This is a genomic window from Mesorhizobium sp. M7A.F.Ca.AU.001.01.1.1 (assembly GCF_004022735.1).
GTDB lineage: Bacteria > Pseudomonadota > Alphaproteobacteria > Rhizobiales > Rhizobiaceae > Mesorhizobium > Mesorhizobium ciceri.
Genome location: NZ_RZPF01000907.1, coordinates 1 through 2,230, shown reverse-complemented (window position 1 = coordinate 2,230; position 2,230 = coordinate 1). Strand labels below are relative to the sequence as shown.

Annotated in this window: 4 protein-coding genes; 3 read left to right on the top strand and 1 reads right to left on the bottom strand. The window is 65.1% G+C overall.

The window, feature by feature from the left end; genetic code table 11:
- The coding region (locus EN884_RS33775) for a zinc-binding dehydrogenase (RefSeq protein ID WP_164895344.1) at positions 1-378 on the top strand (378 nt) is incomplete at its 5' end.
- A 77-nt stretch (positions 379-455) separates the two neighbouring features.
- On the opposite strand, the gene phnF is transcribed toward EN884_RS33775, so the two are convergent.
- Positions 456-1,205 (bottom strand): phosphonate metabolism transcriptional regulator PhnF, encoded by a 750-nt coding sequence (gene phnF, locus EN884_RS33770; RefSeq protein WP_063170337.1) that lies wholly within the window; start codon positions 1,203-1,205, stop codon positions 456-458.
- Between the two features lie 132 nt (positions 1,206-1,337).
- On the opposite strand from phnF, the gene phnG reads away from it, so the two are divergent.
- Entirely contained in the window at positions 1,338-1,799 is a 462-nt protein-coding gene (phnG, locus tag EN884_RS33765) for a phosphonate C-P lyase system protein PhnG (RefSeq protein ID WP_063170338.1), read from the top strand.
- Positions 1,799-2,230 (top strand): phosphonate C-P lyase system protein PhnH (gene phnH, locus EN884_RS33760; protein WP_128361033.1); only part of this gene is annotated, 432 nt, incomplete at its 3' end. The genes phnG and phnH, both read left to right, overlap by 1 nt.

Below are 2,230 nucleotides of genomic sequence, written 5' to 3'. Positions count from 1 at the left end.
GTGCCCGATCTGATCAGGGAAGCGACATCAGGCGAAGGCTTCGATGTGGTCTTCGACGCCACCGGCAACACCCAGTCGGTGCAGTCGGCCTTCGCCCATGTCGCGCATGGCGGAACGCTGGTGCTGGTCTCCGTCGTCAAGGACGACATCAGCTTTTCCGATCCGGAATTCCACAAGCGCGAGATGACGCTGATCGGCAGCCGCAACGCGCTGCGCGCCGACTTCGACCATGTCGCCGCCTCGATCCGCAACGGGGCCGTACCACTGGCCAAGCTCGTCACACACCGCACCACACTCGCCGCCACGCCGCGCGATCTGGCTCGTTGGGCGCATGAGAAATCCGGCCTGATCAAGGCTGTGATCGAGGTGGGGTTATAACATGGCAGGCGGCGAAGCCGGTCCTCAAATGCGCCGCCGCTGGCAAGTGAATGCGGCCGAGCTGGGCCGGGCACTCCCTACAGCGCCGACAGCTTCAGCTCCACCCGTTCGGCCGGAAAGCGCGACTCGGAAAACTGGATCGGCTGGCCGTCCGGCGTGACGTTGACGGCAACCGTGACCAGCACGATGGCGCCCGGCTGCAGGTCGAGGTCGGCAAGGTCCGCCGCATCGGCATGGCGCGCCGACAGCACGGTCGATTGCCTGAGATAGTCGTCTATGCCGAACCGCGCCAGCGATGCGGTGATCGAGCCTGTTTCCCCCATCGCGGCATCGATGCCGGCAAAGCGCCGGGCCTCGAACCAGCCGGCAGCGCGCGACACCGGCCGTCCGTCGGCTTCGCCGCGCGTTTCCAACCGGATCACATCGGCTCCCTTGGGAAGACCCAGTCCCTCGGCGACGCGCTGGCTGGCCGGCTCGACCGACGAGGCGAGCAGGACGATGTGCCGTTCCGTCGTTTGCCCTTGCAGCCCTGTCGAAAAACGTGTGCGCGCCCCGATCGGATAGGACAGCCGCTTGCGCGACAGTACGAAGGTGCCGCGCCCCTGCTCGGCCCGCAGCACGCCTTCCCTTACAAGGGCTGATATGGCGTTGCGCACCGTGTGACGGTTGACGCCATAGCGTTCTGCCAGCGCCACCTCCGGCGGCAGCGCTGCATTCTCCGTGAAATCGCCGATGGCGATCGCATGTAGGATCTTGTCGGCGATCTGCCGCCACAGCGAAACGCCACTGCGCCGCTCGATGCTGTCCGCTAACAGCCGCCCGACCATCATTGCCCCAACCTTCCAGCGCCCAGTCTTCTATCGCTGTCATCCACCCGTCATGGACACGCGTTAGATAATAGATATAATTTGTATAGTTGTCTACATCAATAGACAAATTAACAAAGAGGAATGCTGCTGATGCGAGGACAGGAAGCCCGCGACCAGGCCGAGCGCAAAGCCGCCATGGCAACCCTTACGCAATCCAGCGGCGATGACATCGTACGGCTCTGGAATGAGGCCGGACTGCCTTCGGACGCCGAGCTGTTGCGCGGCCCCGAAACCGGCCTTGTCACCCTGCGCGGCCGCATCGGCGGCGGCGGCGCCCCTTTCAATGTCGGCGAGGCGACCGTCACCCGCGCCACGGTCAGGCTACCCACCGGACAGGTCGGCCATTGCTATGCGCTTGGCCGCGACAAGCAGAAGGCGAAGCTGGCGGCTATCGCCGACGCCCTATGGCAGGACCCTGCCCGCCGCAATGAGGTCGAGACCGGACTGATAGCGCCTCTGCGGTCGGCTCTGACCTTGGCGCACGAAAAACGCCGCGCCGAGACGGCGGCAACGAAGGTCGATTTCTTCACCATGGTTCGCGGAGAAGACTGATGGACATTGCAGCGCAATCGATCGAGGGCGGGTTCGCCGATCCGGTCTTCAACGCCCAGACCGTGTTCCGCGCCGTGATGGACGCAATGGCTCGGCCGGGCAGCGTGCAACCGCTGCCGGCCTTCGCCCGCCCGCCGGTGCCGCTCTCGGCTACCGCCGGCGCCATCGCACTGGCGCTGTGCGACAATGACACGCCGCTCTGGCTCGACCCGGCTTTGCAGGCCTCCACCGCGATCAGATCGTGGCTTGGGTTCCATACCGGCGCGCCATTGGCCAACACACCGGCCGATGCGCATTTCGCCTTGGTCGCAGCACCTGCCGAGATGATGGCGCTCGATGGCTTTTCGCAGGGCACGCAGGATTATACCGACCGCTCGACCACGCTGATCCTGCAGGTCAGCGATCTGGTCTCCGGCACGCCGCTATTGCTG